The organism is Pluralibacter gergoviae ATCC 33028 = NBRC 105706 (assembly GCF_001598855.1).
GTDB classification, from domain to species: domain Bacteria; phylum Pseudomonadota; class Gammaproteobacteria; order Enterobacterales; family Enterobacteriaceae; genus Pluralibacter; species Pluralibacter gergoviae.
This window is the reverse complement of record NZ_BCZS01000002.1, coordinates 107,194-121,606: the sequence shown is the minus strand read 5'-3', so window position 1 is coordinate 121,606 and position 14,413 is coordinate 107,194. Positions and strand designations below refer to the sequence as shown.

At 62.6% G+C, this 14,413-nt stretch carries 15 protein-coding genes; 11 read left to right on the top strand and 4 right to left on the bottom strand.

The features are described from left to right. The first annotated feature begins 3 nt into the window (after positions 1-3). From agaW to ENGE1_RS03010, 7 genes are all read left to right on the top strand, one after another. The gene (agaW, locus tag ENGE1_RS03040) at positions 4-777 is read left to right on the top strand and encodes a PTS N-acetylgalactosamine transporter subunit IIC (protein ID WP_045287356.1); all 774 of its coding nucleotides are present in this window, start codon (positions 4-6) and stop codon (positions 775-777) included. Continuing rightward, complete coding sequence (gene agaE, locus ENGE1_RS03035) at positions 767-1,645, top strand: PTS N-acetylgalactosamine transporter subunit IID (RefSeq protein ID WP_064360542.1); 879 nt, start codon at positions 767-769, stop codon at positions 1,643-1,645. The genes agaW and agaE overlap by 11 nt, the downstream gene beginning before the upstream one ends. Positions 1,646-1,662: 17 nt before the next feature. Beyond that, complete coding sequence (gene agaF, locus ENGE1_RS03030) at positions 1,663-2,097, top strand: PTS galactosamine/N-acetylgalactosamine transporter subunit IIA (protein ID WP_064360541.1); 435 nt, start codon at positions 1,663-1,665, stop codon at positions 2,095-2,097. Between the two features lie 271 nt (positions 2,098-2,368). Next, complete coding sequence (locus ENGE1_RS03025; RefSeq protein ID WP_048253802.1) at positions 2,369-3,517, top strand: SIS domain-containing protein; 1,149 nt, start codon at positions 2,369-2,371, stop codon at positions 3,515-3,517. 11 nt (positions 3,518-3,528) lie between these two features. Continuing rightward, positions 3,529-4,401, top strand: a complete 873-nt coding sequence (gene kbaY / locus ENGE1_RS03020; protein ID WP_048253803.1) for a tagatose-bisphosphate aldolase subunit KbaY — start codon at positions 3,529-3,531, stop codon at positions 4,399-4,401. 18 nt (positions 4,402-4,419) lie between these two features. After that, positions 4,420-6,312 carry an alpha-galactosidase gene (locus ENGE1_RS03015; RefSeq protein WP_048253804.1) on the top strand — a complete coding sequence of 631 codons (1,893 nt, stop codon included), beginning with the start codon at positions 4,420-4,422 and terminating at the stop codon, positions 6,310-6,312. A gap of 91 nt (positions 6,313-6,403) precedes the next feature. Continuing rightward, positions 6,404-6,940 carry a DUF2058 domain-containing protein gene (locus tag ENGE1_RS03010; RefSeq protein ID WP_048253805.1) on the top strand — a complete coding sequence of 179 codons (537 nt, stop codon included), beginning with the start codon at positions 6,404-6,406 and terminating at the stop codon, positions 6,938-6,940. Between the two features lie 12 nt (positions 6,941-6,952). Here the strand turns inward: ENGE1_RS03010 and ENGE1_RS03005 are convergent, their stop codons facing one another. Next, positions 6,953-7,960 (bottom strand): Fic family protein, encoded by a 1,008-nt coding sequence (locus ENGE1_RS03005; protein ID WP_048253806.1) that lies wholly within the window; start codon positions 7,958-7,960, stop codon positions 6,953-6,955. A 4-nt stretch (positions 7,961-7,964) separates the two neighbouring features. Continuing rightward, positions 7,965-8,828 carry a 16S rRNA (cytidine(1402)-2'-O)-methyltransferase gene (gene rsmI, locus ENGE1_RS03000; protein ID WP_043080841.1) on the bottom strand — a complete coding sequence of 288 codons (864 nt, stop codon included), beginning with the start codon at positions 8,826-8,828 and terminating at the stop codon, positions 7,965-7,967. 63 nt (positions 8,829-8,891) lie between these two features. On the opposite strand from rsmI, the gene ENGE1_RS02995 reads away from it, so the two are divergent. The 4 genes from ENGE1_RS02995 to dolP are packed head-to-tail and all read left to right on the top strand — an operon-like array spanning position 8,892 to position 12,611. Beyond that, positions 8,892-11,063 carry a penicillin-binding protein activator gene (locus ENGE1_RS02995; protein WP_043080842.1) on the top strand — a complete coding sequence of 724 codons (2,172 nt, stop codon included), beginning with the start codon at positions 8,892-8,894 and terminating at the stop codon, positions 11,061-11,063. Further along, a complete protein-coding gene (locus tag ENGE1_RS02990; RefSeq protein WP_045287364.1) occupies positions 11,021-11,410 on the top strand; it encodes a YraN family protein in 390 nt (129 codons plus the stop codon). The genes ENGE1_RS02995 and ENGE1_RS02990 overlap by 43 nt, the downstream gene beginning before the upstream one ends. Before the next feature lie 25 nt (positions 11,411-11,435). Continuing rightward, the gene (diaA, locus tag ENGE1_RS02985) at positions 11,436-12,026 is read left to right on the top strand and encodes a DnaA initiator-associating protein DiaA (RefSeq protein WP_043080845.1); all 591 of its coding nucleotides are present in this window, start codon (positions 11,436-11,438) and stop codon (positions 12,024-12,026) included. Positions 12,027-12,035: 9 nt separating this feature from the next. Continuing rightward, positions 12,036-12,611: a division/outer membrane stress-associated lipid-binding lipoprotein gene (dolP, locus tag ENGE1_RS02980; protein ID WP_043080846.1), complete on the top strand. Its 576-nt coding sequence runs from the start codon at positions 12,036-12,038 to the stop codon at positions 12,609-12,611. 35 nt (positions 12,612-12,646) lie between these two features. Here dolP and ENGE1_RS02975 read toward each other — a convergent pair whose 3' ends face one another. Together ENGE1_RS02975 and ENGE1_RS02970 are read right to left on the bottom strand one after the other, a co-directional pair. Continuing rightward, the gene (locus ENGE1_RS02975) at positions 12,647-13,687 is read right to left on the bottom strand and encodes a permease (RefSeq protein WP_048253807.1); all 1,041 of its coding nucleotides are present in this window, start codon (positions 13,685-13,687) and stop codon (positions 12,647-12,649) included. A gap of 35 nt (positions 13,688-13,722) precedes the next feature. After that, positions 13,723-14,370, bottom strand: a complete 648-nt coding sequence (locus tag ENGE1_RS02970) for an NAD-dependent epimerase/dehydratase family protein (RefSeq protein WP_048253808.1) — start codon at positions 14,368-14,370, stop codon at positions 13,723-13,725. Positions 14,371-14,413 lie beyond the last annotated feature (43 nt).

The window sequence follows — 14,413 nt, the reverse complement described above, 5'->3', positions numbered from 1 at the left end:
GCAATGGAAATCAGCTTACTGCAGGCCGCGGCCCTGGGGCTGCTCGCCTTTATCGCCGGGCTGGATATGTTCGACGGCCTGACGCACATGCACCGCCCGGTGGTGCTCGGCCCGCTGGTGGGCCTGATCCTGGGCGACCTGAATACCGGCATTCTTACCGGCGGCACTCTGGAGCTGGTGTGGATGGGCCTGGCGCCGCTGGCGGGCGCCCAGCCGCCGAACGTCATTATCGGCACCATCGTCGGCACCGCCTTCGCCATCAACACCGGCGTCAAGCCGGAGGTGGCGGTCGGCGTGGCCGTCCCCTTCGCCGTTGCCGTGCAGATGGGGATCACCTTCCTGTTCTCGGTGATGTCGGGAGTGATGTCGCGCTGCGACCGGATGGCGGCCAACGCCGATACCGCGGGCATTGAGCGGGTGAACTATCTGGCCATGCTCGCGCTCGGAATATTCTATTTTCTCTGCGCCTTTCTGCCGATTTACTTCGGCGCCGATCACGCCAAAACGGTGATTGACGTCCTACCCGCGCGGCTGATTGACGGCCTCGGCGTGGCGGGCGGCATCATGCCGGCCATCGGCTTCGCGGTGCTGCTGAAAATCATGATGAAGAATGTCTACATCCCCTACTTCATTCTCGGCTTCGTCGCGGCGGCCTGGCTGAAGCTGCCGGTACTGGCTATCGCCGCCGCCGCGCTGGCGATGGCGATGATTGACCTGATGCGCAAGCCTGCGGAAACCCCAGCAGCCCCGAAAGAGGAGTTCGAAGATGGAATCTAATCACAGCGCGCTGCCTGCCGTTGATAATGGCGAAGAAACGCTGCTCAGCGGCCACAATGACAACGACTATGAAGACCAGACAATCGGCGCCGGACTGACCCGCAGCGATATCAACCGCGTGGCGTGGCGCTCAATGCTGCTGCAGGCGTCCTTTAACTATGAACGTATGCAGGCTTCCGGCTGGCTCTACGGCCTGCTGCCGGCCCTGAAGAAGATCCACACCAACAAGCGCGACCTCGCCCGCGCCATGAAGGGACACATGGGCTTCTTCAATACCCACCCGTTCCTGGTGACGTTTGTTATCGGCATCATTCTGGCAATGGAGCGCTCCAAGCAGGATGTGAACAGCATTCAGAGCACCAAAATCGCCGTCGGCGCGCCGCTGGGCGGCATCGGCGATGCCATGTTCTGGCTGACCCTGCTGCCGATTTGCGGCGGCATCGGCGCCAGCCTGGCGCTGCAGGGATCGATCCTCGGCGCGGTGGTGTTCCTGCTGATGTTTAACGTCGTGCACCTCGGCCTGCGCTTCGGCCTTGCCCACTACGCGTACCGGATGGGCGTGGCGGCCATTCCGCTGATTAAGGCTAACACCAAGAAGGTCGGCCACGCGGCCTCTATCGTCGGCATGACGGTGATTGGCGCCCTGGTGGCAACCTACGTGCGGCTCAGCACCACGCTTGAAATTAACGCCGGCGATGCGGTGGTCAAGCTGCAGAGCGACGTCATCGATAAGCTGATGCCCGCCTTCCTGCCGCTGGTCTATACCCTGGCCATGTTCTGGCTGGTGCGCCGCGGCTGGAGCCCTCTGCGCCTGATCGGCATCACCGTGGTGCTGGGCGTCGTCGGCAAATTCTGCCATTTCCTGTAAGCGAAAAGAGGTCTCAGATGCTGGGTATTATTTTGACGGGTCACGGCGCTTTCGCCAGCGGAATGGAAACCGCCATGAAACAGATCCTCGGTGAGCAGCCGCAGTTCGTGGCGATCGATTTTCCGGAGGCCTCGACGACGGCCCTGCTCACCCAACAGATGGAGGAGGCGCTGTCCCGCCTCGATCCGCTGGAGGACGTGGTGTTTCTGACGGATCTGCTTGGCGGAACGCCGTTCCGCGTGGCCTCCACCCTGGCGATACAGAAGCCGGGCCGGGAGGTGATCGCCGGAACCAATCTGCAGCTGATGCTGGAAATGGTGCTGGAGCGGGACGATCTCAGCAGCGAGGCGTTTCGCAGGATGGCCCTGGAGTGCGGCCACCGCGGCCTGACCAGCCTGGTGGACGAACTGGACCGCCGCCGGGAAGCGCAAACGGCAGAGGAAGGCATATGAGCAGCGCCCTTAGCGATAGCCTGGGCCCGGAGAAGCTCCGGGCCCAGGGCCTGGCACAAACCCTGTAGCTTTACTTTCTTTTCCTTTCCATAGAAAGGATTCGTAACTTCGCTACGGACAATATTTTCGTTTCACTAACAATAGATCATTTCAATCTTCATTTTATTTTTATTTAACGCAAAAATTGACCGTGAGAAATAAAACGAAAGACAGCATTTATCTTTTACCAATGATGCCTGCCGTTGATTTCACGCAACAGAAGGACGATGTAATGCCGCAAACGCAAACGCTCTCCGGCACCGGGACCTGGACGGAAGAAGAGATCCGTCAGCAGCCCGCCAGCTGGATCCGCTCCCTGACTCATATCGACAGCATTCGCCAGCAGATCGACGCTTTTCTGGCTCCGCTGCTCACTAAAAAAGATCTGCGCATCGTCCTGACGGGCGCGGGCACTTCCGCTTTTATTGGCGATATTATCGCCCCCTGGCTTTCGCGCCACACCGGGAAAACCTTTAGCGCCATCGCCACCACCGATCTGGTGAGTAACCCGATGGATTATCTGAAAACCGACAGCCCGCTGCTGCTGGTCTCATTCGCCCGTTCCGGCAATAGCCCGGAGAGCGTCGCCGCCGTCAACCTGGCTAACCAGTTCGTCAGCGAGTGCTACCACCTGGCCATCACCTGTAACGAGGCGGGCTCGCTGTACCAGAACGCGCGGGAGGCCGATAACGCCTTCGCGCTGCTGATGCCTGCGGAAACCCACGACCGGGGCTTTGCGATGACCAGCAGCATCACCACCATGATGGCAAGCTGTCTCGCCGTCTTCGCCCCGGATGCGGTCAACAGCCGCCGCTTTCGCGACGTCGCCGGGCGCTGCCAGACCATTCTCAACGGTCTCGACGACTTCAGCGGCAACGTCTTCGGCCGCGAGCCGTGGACGCGAGTGGTCTACCTCGGCAGCGGCGGCCTGCAGGGCGCCGCGCGCGAATCCGCCCTCAAGGTGCTGGAGCTAACCGCCGGGAAAGTCGCCGCCTTTTACGACTCGCCGACGGGCTTTCGCCACGGGCCGAAGTCGCTGGTGAACGGCGAGACGCTGGTGGTGGTCTTTGTCTCCAGCCATCCCTACACCCGCCAGTACGATCTCGATCTGCTCAGCGAGCTGCGCCGCGACGGTGAGGCGCTGCGGGTTGTCGCCATCGCCGCCGGCCAGGACGCCGCCGTTACCGCCGGGCCGCATATTCTGCTGCCCGCCGCGCGCGAGTTTACCGACGTCGAGCTGGCGTTCTGCTTTCTGATATACGCCCAGGCTTTCGCCCTCAGCGAATCCCTGCACGTCGGCAATACGCCGGATACGCCCTCCGCGAACGGGACGGTCAACCGGGTGGTGAAAGGCGTAGCCATCCATCCCTGGGTAGGCTAAAGGAGTCAACGATGAGCATTATTTCAACCAAATATCTGCTGCAGGACGCTCAGGCTAAGGGCTACGCCGTGCCGGCGTTCAATATCCACAACGCCGAGACGATTCAGGCAATCGTTGAGGTGTGCAGCGAAATGCAATCGCCGGTGATCCTCGCCGGCACGCCGGGCACCTTTAAGCACATCGCGTTTGAAGAGATCTACGCCCTGTGCAGCGCCTACTCCCGCAGCTTTAAAATCCCGCTGGCGATCCACCTCGATCACCACGAAACGCTGGCCGATATCCGCCGCAAGGTCAACGCCGGCGTGCGCAGCGCGATGATCGACGGCAGCCACTTTCCGTTTGCGGAGAACGTGAAGCTGGTGAAGTCGGTAGTCGATTTCTGCCACCTAAACGACTGCAGCGTCGAGGCCGAGCTGGGGCGCCTCGGCGGCGTCGAAGATGATATGGACGTTGACGAAGAGAGCGCCTTCCTGACCGATCCGCAGGAGGCCAGGCGCTTCGTGGAACAGACCGGCGTCGATAGCCTGGCGGTAGCCATCGGCACCGCCCACGGTCTCTATACCAAAAAGCCGAAGATAGATTTTCAGCGCCTCGGGGAGATCCGGGAAGTGGTCAGCGTCCCGCTGGTGCTGCACGGCGCCAGCGACGTGCCGGACAAATACGTGCGGCGCACCATCGCCCTTGGGGTGTGCAAGGTTAACGTCGCCACCGAACTGAAAATCGCTTTCTCAAACGCCGTGAAAGCCTGGTTTGCCGACAATCCCGACGGCAACGATCCGCGCTTCTACATGCGCGTCGGCATGGAAGCGATGAAAGCGGTTGTCCGCAGCAAAATTCGCGTCTGCGGCTCCGCAGAGCGCCTGCAGCTATTGCAGGAAGCCTAACCCATAAGGATAACAGCGATGAACAAACTTCAGGGAGCCGCAGCCCTGCTGGCGGCGCTTATCTCCGCCGCCGGCTACGCCGCGCAGTACCAGCTGAGCAATGAGGGCATTGCCTTTACCTTTGACGATGCCAGCCAAAAGCTGTCGATTAAGGACGCCGGCAGCGGCCATCTGCTGTCGCCAAAAGAGCCGTTTTTTCTGACGCTGCCGGATGAAAAAGTCATCCACGCGGCGGACTTCAAAATCACCCGGGTAGAAAAGCAGAGCGATACGCTGCGGGTCGGGTACGCTCACCCGGACTACAGCGTCACCCTGACGCTGAACGTGCTGAAGGGCAAATACGCCAGCATCGGCTATACGGTTGCGGCGGTCGGTAAGCCGCGCGAAGTGGCGAAAATCACCCTCTTTCCCACCGCCGGCCAGTCCCAGGCGCCCTACGTTGACGGCGATATCAACAGTTCGCCGATCGTAGCCGACAGCTTTTTCATCATGCCGGATAAGCCTATCGTCAACACCTACGCCTACGAGGCCACCACCAACCTCAACGTCGAGCTGAAGACGCCGGTGCAGCCGGGCAGCCCGGTGAGCTATACCGTCTACTTCGGCACGTTTCCTGAAGTCAGCCAGCTGCGGCGCAGCGTAAACCTGTTTATCAACGCCGTGCGTCCGCGGCCCTATAAGCCCTATCTGCACTACAACAGCTGGATGGATATCGGCTTTTTCACCCCCTACAGCGAGCAGGATGTGATGACCCGCATGGACGAGTGGGATAAATCGTTCATCACCGGCAGGGGCGTCAGGCTCGACGCGTTTCTGCTTGATGACGGCTGGGACGACAGAAGCGGACGCTGGCTGTTCGGCCCGGCCTTCAGCAGCGGCTTTGCGGCGGTGCGGGAGAAAGCCGCCAGCATCGACAGCTCCGTCGGCCTGTGGCTGTCGCCGTGGGGCGGCTATAACAAACCGCGCGATGAGCGCGTCTCCCACGCGCAGGAGTACGGCTATGAAACCGTCGACGGCAAGTTTGCCCTCTCCGGGCCGAACTACTTTAAAAACTTCAACCAGCAGATCCTCAGCCTTATCAACAACGAGCACATTACGTCGTTTAAGCTCGACGGCATGGGCAACGCCAATTCGCATATTGCGGGCAGCCAGTTCGCCTCCGATTTTGACGCCTCTATCGCGCTGATCCACAACATGCGCAGCGCGAGGCCGGATCTGTTTATCAACCTGACCACCGGCACCAACGCCAGCCCGTCGTGGCTGTTCTATGCCGACTCCATCTGGCGCCAGGGGGACGATATCAACCTCTACGGGCCGGGTACGCCGGTGCAGCAGTGGATGACCTATCGCGATGCGGAAACCTGGCGTTCGATCGTGCGCAAGGGACCGCTGTTCCCGCTGAATTCGCTGATGTATCACGGCATCGTCAGCGCGGCGCACGCCTACTACGGGCTGGAGAAGGTGCAGACCGACGGCGATTTTGCCGACCAGGCGTGGAGCTTCTTCGCCACCGGCACCCAGCTGCAGGAGCTGTACATCACGCCATCGATGCTTAACGATGCCAAATGGAACACGCTTGCGGAGGCGGCGAAGTGGTCTCGGGCCAATGCCGACGTGCTGGTGGATACCCACTGGGTCGGCGGCAACCCGACGGCGCTGGAGGTGTACGGCTGGGCGTCGTGGCGCAAGGAGAAAGCAATCCTCGGCCTGCGCAACCCGTCGGATAAGCCGCAGCGCTTCTATCTGGATTTGAGCCGGGCGTTTGAGATCCCGTCGGGAGAAGCAACGGCCTTTACGCTCAAACCGGTCTACGGCAGCAACGATACCGTTCCGCAAAGCTACGATGCGCCAACGGTCATTACCCTCAAGCCGTTTGAAACGCTGGTGTGGGAGGCAACCCCCGCCCGCTAAGCTATCGGCCCGGATCCCCGTCCGGGCCGTTTTTCGCCGCGCGCAATTAGCGGTATACTCTGCCCTACAACCCCCCAACGCAGACACCAGGATGACAAAACTCACCCTTCAAGAGCAGATGCTGAAGGCCGGTCTGGTCAGCAGCAAAAAGATGGCGAAAGTGCAGAGAACGGCGAAGAAGTCCCGCGTTCAGGCCCGCGAGGCCCGCGAAGCCGTGGAAGAGAACAAAAAGGCGCAGGCCGAGCGCGACCGCCAGCTGAGCGAGCAGCAGAAGCAGGCTGCGCTTGCCAAAGAGTACAAGGCCCAGGTTAAGCAGCTGATTGAGATGAACCGCATCGTCATCAACCGAGGCGCGATTGATTTCAACTTCACCGACGGCAGCGTCATTAAAAAAATCGCCGTCGATAAGCAGACTCAGACCCAGCTGATTAACGGCCGCCTCGCTATCGCCCGGCTGCTGACCGCCGACGGCAAGAGCGACTATGCCATTATCCCCGCAGTGGTCGCCGAAAAAATCACCCAGCGCGATGCCGACAGCATTGTGCTGCACAGCGCGCTCAGCGAAGAGGTGCAGGATGAGGACGATCCGTACGCCGACTTTAAGATCCCGGACGATCTGATGTGGTGACAGGCCGCGGCGCTAATCGGCGCGGCACAGGATCCACTGGCCGCGCTTGGTTGAGCCGCTGCGCCGCAGGTAGCCTTTGCGCACCAGCGCGCTGAGATAGCGTTCGACGGTGCGCTGAGAAACGCCAAGCTGCGGCGCCAGCCGGGCCGCCGTCAGCTGAGGCTCCTGGCGCAGGATCCGCAGCAGCGCCCGCTCGACGTCCGACAGCGGCGCCGACATTTCTTCCGACATTTCTTCCGACATTTCTTCCGACATTTCTTCCGACACCAGTCCTGCTTTTAGCGCGTCGGTGAGATTTCCCAGCATAAACTCAACGAAGCGCGTGCAGTCGCTTGCCCGGTCGCACTCGCCGAGGATCTGATAGTAACGCGCCTGCTGGTGGTGGATCAGGGTTTCAACGGGTAGCCAGGCCAGCTCGCTGCGCCAGCAGCTGAGGATTAGCGTCTGCCACAGGCGCCCCATCCTGCCGTTACCGTCGGTAAACGGATGGATAAATTCAAACTCGTAGTGAAAGACCGAGCCCGCAATCAGCGGATGGATATCCGTCTCCTTCAGCCAGCCGAGCAGGTCGGCCATCAGGCGCGGAACCTGGGACGCCGGCGGCGCCATGTGAATCAGCGTCTTCTCGCGATAAACGCCGACGTCGCCCTGACGCAGCTGGCCCGGCATCTCCACCAGCCCCGCCATCAGCAGGCGATGCGCCGCCAGCAGATCGCCAAGCCGCCACGCCTGCCAGGCGGACATCCGATCATAGGCCAGGATGGCGTTGCGTACCTCCTGGATATCCTTTACCGGCGCCAGCACTCGCCGCCCTTCCAGGATTGCCGTTACCTGTTCGGTGCTCAGGGAGTTATGCTCAATGGCGAGCGAAGCCTGAATCGTCCGGATGCGGTTCTTTTTGCGCAGCAGCGGCGACGCGCGCCCGGCCCGGGCCGCCCAGTGGCCCAGCAGCTCTCCGGCTTCGACGATGCTGTTGAGCATCGCGGGGGTAATCGAAAACGGCGGCTGGTAGCGGCTCACGCGATCACCCCTCCTGCTGCTCCAGCGCATATTTATAGAGCGCATTTTTCTTCACGCCGTGGATCTCCGCCGCCAGCGCCGCCGCCTTCTTCAGCGGTAGCTCCGCCTGCAGCAGCGCCAGAGTACGCAGGGCCTCGGCCGGCAGAGCGTCTTCCTGTGCCTTGTGGCCTTCAACGATCAGCACCATTTCGCCCTTGCGGCGGTTTTCGTCCTCTTTGACCCACGCCAGCAGTTCGCCCACCGGCGCGCCGGTGATGGTTTCCCAGGTTTTGGTCAGCTCGCGGGCCAGTACCACGTAGCGGGACTCGCCGAGCACGGCGGCAACATCTTCCAGGCTGTCGATCAGCCGGTGGGTGGATTCGTAGAAAATCAGCGTGCGCGGCTCGTTTTCCAGCGCCCGCAGGGTATCGCGGCGGCCTTTTGATTTGGCGGGCAGGAAGCCTTCATAGCAGAAGCGGTCCGACGGCAGCCCGGCGGCGCTGAGGGCGGCAATGGCCGCGCAGGGGCCGGGCAGCGGCACCACGCGCACGCCCGCCTCGCGGCAGGTGCGCACCAGGTGATAGCCGGGGTCGTTAATCAGCGGCGTGCCGGCGTCGGAGACCAGGGCGATATTCTGCCCCTCCTGCAGTTTCGCCAGCAGCGTGTCGGCTTTTTGCTGCTCATTGTGGTCGTGGAGGGCAAAAAGGCGGGCGCTAATCGCAAAATGTTGCAGCAGCAGGCCGGTATGGCGGGTATCCTCTGCGGCAATCAAATCGACGGACTGTAATACTTCCAGCGCGCGCTGCGTGATGTCAGCCAGATTACCGATTGGCGTGGGCACGATGTAGAGCTGGCCCTGAGAATTGTCCGCTGATTCACGATGTTTCATTGTTTCGTCCGTATAGCCGATTTAATATTGAGCACTAATCTAAAAAAGAGCACTGGATACGTAATGGTACCGTTAACTTCTTTTCGTTCTAAAGCCGCGCGCTGCCTGCCTGTCGTACTGGCCGCGTTATTTTTTGCCGGCTGCGGCACTCAAAAGAGCGCCGATCAACCTGCCGCGCACCTTGAGGGGAGCGCACAGGCCGACTCTAACTACTATCTGCAGCAGATGCAGCAGAGCTCAGATGATAGCAAGACAACCTGGCAATTACTCGCCATTCGTGCCCTGCTGAAAGAGGGCCAGAGCCAGAAGGCGCAGGAGCTGTTTGGCCAGCTGCCGCAGAACCTGAGCGAGACCCAGCGCCAGGAGCAGGCGCTGCTGGCGGTCGAGCTGAAGCTGGCGCAGAACGATCCCGCCGCGGCGAAGGCGCTGCTGGCGAAGCTGGACGCGGCGTCCGTGCGTAAGGATCAGCAGGCCCGCTACTGGCAGGACGTTATCGCCGCTGAGCAGGGCAAGCCATCGCTGACGCTGCTGCGGGCGCTGATTGCCCAGCAGCCGCTGCTGACCGCAGAGCAGGATAAACAGAAGAACATTGACGCGACCTGGCAGGCCCTGGCGTCAATGAGCAAAGAGCAGGCCGCGGCGCTGGTGATTAACGCCGACGAGAACGTGCTGCAGGGCTGGCTCGATCTGCAGCGGGTGTGGTTCGACAGCCGGGGCGATGCGGAGATGCTCAAGGCCGGGATCAAGGACTGGCAGACCCGCTATCCGCAGAACCCCGCCGCGAAGATGCTGCCGAGCCAGCTTGCCAACGTACAGAACTTTAAACCGGCCTCCACCAGCAAAATCGCCCTGCTGCTGCCGCTCAACGGCCAGGCCGCCGTCTTTGGGCGCACCATCCAGCAGGGCTTTGAGGCGGCGAAAAACGGCGGCGCGGGCGCCATCAGCGGCAGCGCCGTGCCCGAGCAGTCGGCGCAGGCCGCAAACGTTGATGACACCGGCGTGGCCAGCCCCGCCGCGGCCGGGACCGACGACCTGACCCAGCAGCCGCAGGCCGCAGGTACTCAGGCCAATCCGGTGCGCGCGCCGGGATCCGAGCAGGACGGCGAAACGGTGCCGACGCCGGCGGCGGATCAGCCGCAGGATAGCGCAGCCGATAGCACGGCGAATAGCGCAGCGCCGGAGCCGCAGAGCGCCGCACCAGTCCCCTACAGCGTGCCGCCTGCTGCAGAGCCGGCTTCCACCGCCGCCTCCGCTCCCGCTCCTGCGCCCTCCTCCGTCGAACTGAAGGTGTATGACACCACCAGCGCGCCGCTGAGCCAGCTTCTGACCCAGGCGCAGCAGGACGGCGCCTCGCTGGTGGTCGGCCCGCTGCTGAAAAACGACGTTGACGGCGTGGTGAAGAGCAATACGCCGCTTAACGTGCTGGCCCTCAACCAGCCGGAGAGCGTCGAAAACCGCGCCAATATCTGCTACTTCGCGCTGTCTCCGGAAGATGAGGCCCGCGACGCCGCGCGCCACATTCACGAGCAGGGCAAGCAGGCTCCGCTGCTGCTGATCCCGCGCAGCGCGCTGGGCGATCGCGTGGCGAACGCCTTTGCCCAGGAGTGGCAGAGCCTCGGCGGCGGCGTGGTGCTGCAGCAGAAGTTTGGCTCGCTCAGCGAACTGCGCGGCGGCGTCAACGGCGGCGGCGGCATTGCCCTGACCGGCACGCCGGTGGCCGCCAGCCAGCCGCAGAGCGTGACGCTCGGCGATCTGACGATCCCCGCCCCGGCGGACACCCAGCCGGCCAGCGGCGGCAGCGTCGACGCAGCCTATATCGTCGCCACGCCGGATGAGATTGCCTACATCAAGCCGATGATCTCCATGCGCAACGGCAGCCGCAGCGGCGCGACGCTGTACGCCAGCTCGCGCAGCGCCCAGGGCACCGCCGGCCCGGACTTCCGTCTGGAAATGGACGGCCTGCAGTACAGCGAAATTCCGATGCTGGCGGGCAGCAACCCGTCGCTGATGCGCCAGGCGCTGAGTGCCGTACATAACGACTACTCGCTGGCGCGCCTGTACGCGATGGGCGCGGATGCGTGGACGCTGGCGAACCACTTCTCGCAGATGCGCCAGATGCCGGGCTACGAGCTGCGCGGCAATACCGGCGATCTGAGCGCCAATCAGGATTGTGTGATCAACAGGAAGTTGTCATGGCTCAAATACCAGCAGGGGCAGATCGTTCCCGCCAGTTAAGCCGCAAACAGACCGGCGATGCGTTTGAACAGCAGGCGCGCCGCTGGCTGGAGCGCAAGGGACTGCGTTTTATCGCCGCCGGCGTGCGCGTGCGCGGCGGCGAAATTGACCTCATCATGCGCGACGGCGCGGTGACGGTCTTTGTTGAGGTCCGCTACCGGGCCTCAGCGCACTTCGGCGGCGCGTCCGCCAGCGTGACCCGCAGCAAGCAGCTGAAGTTATTACACGCCGCCCGCCTGTGGCTCGCCCGCCACAATGGGAGTTTTGATACTGTGGATTGCCGGTTTGATGTGGTAGCCTTCACCGGCAGTGAGATCGAATGGCTGCAAAATGCCTTTGGCGAATAGCCTGACAGAAGAATTAAGGGATACCGTGCTCGACAGAATTAAAGCCTGCTTTACGGAAAGCATTCAGACCCAGATTGCCGCAGCGGAAGCGCTGCCGGATGCCATTTCCCGGGCCGCCATGACGCTGGTGCAGTCCTTGCTCAACGGCAACAAGATCCTTTGCTGCGGCAACGGCACCTCGGCGGCCAACGCCCAGCACTTTGCGGCCTGCATGATCAATCGCTTTGAAACAGAGCGTCCCGGTTTACCCGCCATTGCGCTGACTACCGATAATGTGGTGCTGACCGCCATCGCCAACGATCGTCTGCACGACGAAATCTACGCCAAGCAGGTTCGCGCCCTCGGCCACGCCGGCGACGTGCTGCTGGCTATCTCGACCCGGGGCAACAGCCGCGACATCGTTAAGGCCGTTGAGGCTGCCGTCACCCGCGATATGACCATCGTGGCGCTGACCGGCTACGACGGCGGGGAACTGGCCGGGCTGTTAGGGCCGCAGGATGTCGAGATCCGCATTCCTTCCCACCGCGGTGCCCGCATCCAGGAGATGCATATGCTGACGGTCAACTGCCTGTGCGATCTGATCGATAACACGCTTTTTCCACATCAGGACGATTAAGGAGTACTCATGAAAGCATTAGCGCCCCTCGCAGTCCTTATCTCTGCGCTGCTGCTGCAGGGCTGTATCGCAGCGGCAGTCGTCGGTACGGCGGCAGTTGGCACCAAAACGGCAACGGATGCGCGCACCGTCGGCACTCAGGTCGATGACGGTACGCTGGAGCTGCGCGTCAACAGCGCGCTGAACAAAGATGAACAGTTGAAGAAAGAGGCGCGCATCAGCGTCATGGCCTACCAGGGCAAAGTGCTGCTGATGGGCCAGGCGCCGTCAACGTCGCTGGCGTCTCAGGCCAAGCAGATCGCCATGGGCGTCGACGGCGCAACGGAAGTGTTTAACGAAATTCGCCAGGGCGCGCCGATTGGCCTGGGCACCGCCTCTTCCGATACCTGGATAACCACCAAAGTGCGCTCCCAGCTGCTGGGCAGCGATCAGGTGAAATCCTCCTCCGTGAAGGTCTCCACCGAGAACGGCGAAGTGTTCCTGATGGGGCTGGTTACCGCCCGCGAAGCGCAGGCGGCGGCAGATATCGCCAGCCGGGTTAGCGGCGTCAAGCACGTCACCACGGCGTTTACCACCATTAAGTGATCTCTCAGCCCGGCAGCCGCCGGGCTTTTCTTTCCTCACGCCAGCAGGGCAAGTCCACCCGTCACCGCCGCGCACGCCGCCACCAGCGCGCCGCTCAGCCACAGCGCCTTCGCCGGAAATGCCTTATGCAGCATCACCAGCGACGGTACGCTCAGGGCAGGCAGGGCAATCAGCAGCGCCAGCGCCGGGGCAACGCCCATCCCGGCGGCCATCATGGTCTGTACAATTGGGATCTCCGCCGCCGTCGGGATCACGAACAGGCAGCCCGCGATCGCCATGGCAATCACCCAGAACAGCGTATTGCCCACCGCGCCGTCGACGTGGGGGAACAGCCACACCCGCGCCGCGCCGAGGATCAGCACGGCGATGATATAGACCGGGATGGTATTCCAGAACAGCGTCCACAGCGCGCTGCCCCAGCGCAGCAGAAACGGCCGGTTATCCGCCTCCGGCGCAATGTCGGGCACCACCTGCGCCCGCGGCGGCTCCTTCACCCAGCGCTGTACCAGCGAGGCGACGATCAGCACCGTCGCCAGGCCGGCCGCCAGGCGGATCAGCGTAAACTGCCAGCCCAGCACGAAGCCCATGAATACCAGCGTTGCCGGATTGAGCAGCGGATTCCCCAGCCAGAACGCCAGCGCGCCGCCCATCGACACCTGCTGGCGGCGCATCCCGGCGGCCACCGGCGCCGCGCAGCAGGTGCACATCATGCCCGGCAGGGAGAACAGCGTGCCCAGCAGGGTGCCGCGAAAACGCGGCTGACCGAGCGTGCGCAGCAGCCAGTCCCGGGGGATCAGCACCTGAATCAGCGACCCCAGCAGCACGCCGAGCACCGCTGCTTTCCACACCGCGAGGAAATACACCATCGCGTAGTCGAGCGCCGCCCGCCACGGGTTATCGGCGGCGTTAGCAATAATCGATTTACCGATGCTGTGGGTATCGGCAGCGGTGAAAGCCTTACCATAATAGGGCTGCCACTTGACGTACCAGAGGCCGACGATGACAACGAGGAAAAAGAGGGCCGGTTTCCACCACGCCAGTGGGGATACCGCCCGGGAGGAAGACTGACCAGTCATACCATTAAGCTCCGGAAGATTTGCGTGGCGAGATATTACTCTTCACCTGCGGCCATTTCACGCAGTTTTGCAGAGGGAATAATCACCGTCCCGGCGGCGGAGGGGTGCTGCGCCTCCCGCAGCAGCGCCCGGGCGACGTCCCGGGCGTCGATACTTTTCAGGTTGCCGGGCAGCAGAGCGAACAGCGGCGCCAGCAGCGACTCGCCGGCGCGCCTTTTGGCCCGCTCGCCGATCAGCATTGAGGGGCGAGCAAGGGTGAGATGCGGCCAGCCCTGGGCCATCAGCGCCTCTTCCATTTCGCCCTTTACCCGGCTGTAGAAGAACGGCGAACGCGCGCTGGCGCCCATCGCGCTGACCACCAGCAGGTGGCGCGCCCCGAGGCGGAGCCCGGTGAGCGCGGTATCGACCACCAGCGCATAATCGGCGTGGACAAAAGCTTCTTTACTGCCCGCCTCGCGCCGGGTGGTGCCGAGGCAGCAAAACACCGTATCTATCGGCCCCGCGACCTGCGCCAGCGCATCGGTGAGCTGCGGATCGCAGGGGTTCTGCACCTTGTCACCGACGCCGGCAAGCGGCCGCCGGCCAGGGGCCGCTATGCGCAAAACGTCGGGCTGCTGAATCAGCATCCGAAGTAAGTGATCACCAACTAACCCAGAAGCGCCGGTTATCAGTACGTTATTCATCGCCTGCTCCTTTGCAGATTTATCCGTGTGGCGCTCGCGGCTG

What these genes read in the sequence shown, in the direction of transcription:
- agaW (WP_045287356.1), top strand. Translation starts at nt 4, where the DNA reads ATGGAAATCAGCTTACTGCAGGCCGCGGCCCTGGGGCTGCTCGCCTTT.
- ENGE1_RS02970 (WP_048253808.1), bottom strand. Translation starts at nt 14,370, where the DNA reads ATGAATAACGTACTGATAACCGGCGCTTCTGGGTTAGTTGGTGATCAC.
- ENGE1_RS03015 (WP_048253804.1), top strand. Translation starts at nt 4,420, where the DNA reads ATGAACAAACTTCAGGGAGCCGCAGCCCTGCTGGCGGCGCTTATCTCC.
- ENGE1_RS02990 (WP_045287364.1), top strand. Translation starts at nt 11,021, where the DNA reads ATGGCTCAAATACCAGCAGGGGCAGATCGTTCCCGCCAGTTAAGCCGC.
- kbaY (WP_048253803.1), top strand. Translation starts at nt 3,529, where the DNA reads ATGAGCATTATTTCAACCAAATATCTGCTGCAGGACGCTCAGGCTAAG.
- rsmI (WP_043080841.1), bottom strand. Translation starts at nt 8,828, where the DNA reads ATGAAACATCGTGAATCAGCGGACAATTCTCAGGGCCAGCTCTACATC.
- agaE (WP_064360542.1), top strand. Translation starts at nt 767, where the DNA reads ATGGAATCTAATCACAGCGCGCTGCCTGCCGTTGATAATGGCGAAGAA.
- ENGE1_RS02975 (WP_048253807.1), bottom strand. Translation starts at nt 13,687, where the DNA reads ATGACTGGTCAGTCTTCCTCCCGGGCGGTATCCCCACTGGCGTGGTGG.
- agaF (WP_064360541.1), top strand. Translation starts at nt 1,663, where the DNA reads ATGCTGGGTATTATTTTGACGGGTCACGGCGCTTTCGCCAGCGGAATG.
- dolP (WP_043080846.1), top strand. Translation starts at nt 12,036, where the DNA reads ATGAAAGCATTAGCGCCCCTCGCAGTCCTTATCTCTGCGCTGCTGCTG.
- ENGE1_RS03025 (WP_048253802.1), top strand. Translation starts at nt 2,369, where the DNA reads ATGCCGCAAACGCAAACGCTCTCCGGCACCGGGACCTGGACGGAAGAA.
- ENGE1_RS02995 (WP_043080842.1), top strand. Translation starts at nt 8,892, where the DNA reads ATGGTACCGTTAACTTCTTTTCGTTCTAAAGCCGCGCGCTGCCTGCCT.
- ENGE1_RS03010 (WP_048253805.1), top strand. Translation starts at nt 6,404, where the DNA reads ATGACAAAACTCACCCTTCAAGAGCAGATGCTGAAGGCCGGTCTGGTC.